The sequence below is a fragment of the Acidovorax sp. KPB24-03 genome (genome assembly GCF_057546605.1).
Genome location: NZ_BAAJYR010000449.1, coordinates 1 through 2,700, shown reverse-complemented (window position 1 = coordinate 2,700; position 2,700 = coordinate 1). Strand labels below are relative to the sequence as shown.

1 pseudogene is annotated in these 2,700 nt (G+C 70.6%); it reads left to right on the top strand.

Going from position 1 to position 2,700, the window contains the following annotated elements:
- Nucleotides 1-125: 125 nt before the first annotated feature.
- Nucleotides 126-2,700: pseudogene (locus AC27KI_RS22400) on the top strand (ATP-binding protein); the annotation flags it as partial.

Genomic DNA, 2,700 nt, shown 5'->3' with positions numbered 1-2,700 from the left:
CCCAATCCTGGTTTGACGGGACCCAACTGGGGGGGGTCTCCAGTCGACTCGTTTCCCTTGGGCCGGGGCCTTGCCAGTCCAAGCCGGTCGTACAGCCGCGCGCTACGGCGTGGCATGGACCTGGCCTCACGGCGCCGGGGGCGGGCTTCGGCTACATCCGGGCTCGACCATCACCTCGCTGATCTACGCCACTCACCTTCATCTTCTTCGCGCTGGAGGCGGCCGTGATGGCCTATGCGCTGGAGCTGGCGCTGGACATCCCGCCGCGCTGGGGCTACCTCATCTGCGCGCTGGCGGTGATCCCGCTGGTCACGCACGGGGTGTCGGCCATCAGCCGGCTGCAGGTCTGGACGCAGCCGCTGTGGCTGGTGATGCTGGTGGTGCCGTTCGTGTACGTGCTGGTGCGCGATCCTGGTGCATTCACCGGGGTGATGCACTACGGCGGTGAATCCGGTGCGGTCTCCATGTTCAACCTGCCCCTGTTTGGTGCGGCGCTCACCGTGGGCATCGCCCTCATCACCCAGATGGGCGAGCAGGCCGACTACCTGCGCTTCATGCCCGCGCGCACGCCGGCCAACCGCTGGCGCTGGTGGCTCGGGGTGCTGGCCGGCGGGCCGGGCTGGGTGGTGCTGGGCGTGGTCAAGATGCTGGGCGGCGCGCTGCTGGCATACCTGGCGATCAGCCACATGGTGCCCGTGGAGCGCGCGGTGGACCCGAACCAGATGTACCTGGCGGCGTACGAATACGTGTTCCCGCACTACGGCTGGGCGGTGGCGGCCACGGCGCTGTTCGTCGTCGTCTCGCAGATCAAGATCAACGTGACCAACGCCTACGCCGGCTCGCTGGCGTGGAGCAATTTCTTCTCGCGCCTGACGCACAGCCACCCGGGGCGGGTGGTGTGGGTGGTGTTCAACACGCTCATCGCGTTCATGCTCATGGAGATGAACGTGTTCAAGGCGCTGGGACAGGTGCTGGGGCTGTATTCCAACCTCGCCATCGCCTGGATGATGGCGGTGGTGGCCGACCTGGTGGTGAACAAGCCGCTGGGCCTGTCGCCCCGGGGCATCGAGTTCAAGCGCGCGCACCTGTACGACATCAACCCGGTGGGCGTGGGGGCCATGGCGCTGGCTTCGGGGCTGTCCATCGTGGCGCACCTGGGGCTGTTCGGGCCGCTGGCGCAGGCGTTCTCGGCCGTGATCGCCATGGTGACGGCCTTCGTCGCGGCGCCGCTCATCGCCTGGGCCACGCGCGGGCGCTACTACCTGGCCCGGCCCGCCGGTGCCCAGGCGCCGGCCGTGGGCACGCCCGGGGCCTGGGCGGTGCAGCGCTGCGTGGTGTGCGAGCGCGAGTACGAGGCGCCCGACATGGCGCAATGCCCCGCCTACCGCGGCACCATCTGCTCGCTGTGCTGCACGCTGGATGCGCGCTGCGGCGACATGTGCAAGCCCCACGCGCACTTGGCCGTGCAGTGGAGCGCGGCCCTGCGCTGGGTGCTGCCGCGGCGGGTGTGGCGCATGCTCGACACGGGCCTGGGCCACTTCCTGCTGCTGATGCTGGTGATCGCCCCGCTGCTGGCCGCGGTGTTCGGGCTGTTCTACCACCAGGAGCTGCAGACGCTCACCCCCCTGGCGCCCGACAGCGGCCCGGGCATCGCCGCCGTGCCGGGCACGCATGCCGCGCTGCGCTCGGGGCTGCTCAAGGCCTATCTGGCGCTGCTGGTCATCTCGGGCATCGTGGCATGGTGGCTGGTGCTGGCGCACAAGAGCCGCAAGGTCGCGCAGGAGGAATCCAACCGCCAGACCCACCTGCTGCAGCGCGAGATCCACCTGCACCGCCAGACCGACCAGGCCCTGCAGGAGGCCCGCCGCATCGCCGAGCACGCGCGCTCGCAGGCCGAGCAGGCGCGCGGCGTGGCCGAGGAAGCGCGCGAGGAGGCCGAGGGCGCCCGGCTGCTGGCCGATCAGGCCAACCAGGCCAAGAGCCGCTACATCAGCGCCATCAGCCACGAACTGCGCACGCCGCTCAACAGCATCCTGGGCTATGCCCAGCTCATGGGCGAGGACGCCGCCGTGCCGCCGCACCGCCAGCAGGCCGTGAGCGTGATCCGCCGCGGCGGCGAGCATTTGCTGTCGCTCATCGAGGGCACGCTGGACATCGCCCGCATCGAAAGCGGCAAGCTCACGCTGCAGGTGCGGCCCATGCGCTTTGCCGACTGCCTGCACGAGATGTGCGACATGTTCGAGCCGCAGGCGCGCGCCAAGGGGCTGGCGTTCCGCTTCGAGCCGCAGGGCACCTTGCCCGAGTGGGTGCGTGGCGATGACAAGCGCGTGCGCCAGATCCTCATCAACCTCATCGGCAACGCCATCAAGTTCACCGCCAGCGGCCATGTGCGGCTGGCGGTGCGGCACGCGCGCGAGCTGGCCCTGATCGAAATCGAGGACAGCGGTCCGGGCCTGACCGAGGCCGAGCGCGCCAGCATCTTCGAGCCCTTCGCGCGCGGCGCGGCCAGCAGCCAGGGCGCCGCGCCCCCGGCGCGGGCCTGGGGCTCACCATCGCCAAGATGCTCACCGAACTGATGGGCGGCGAGATGACGGTGACCAGCACGCCGGGGCGAGGGCGCGCTGTTCCGCATCCGCCTGTTCCTGCCCGAGGTGCACCCGGGCGCGGTGGGCGAGGCCCTGGGCCCCGCGCGCCTGCGCG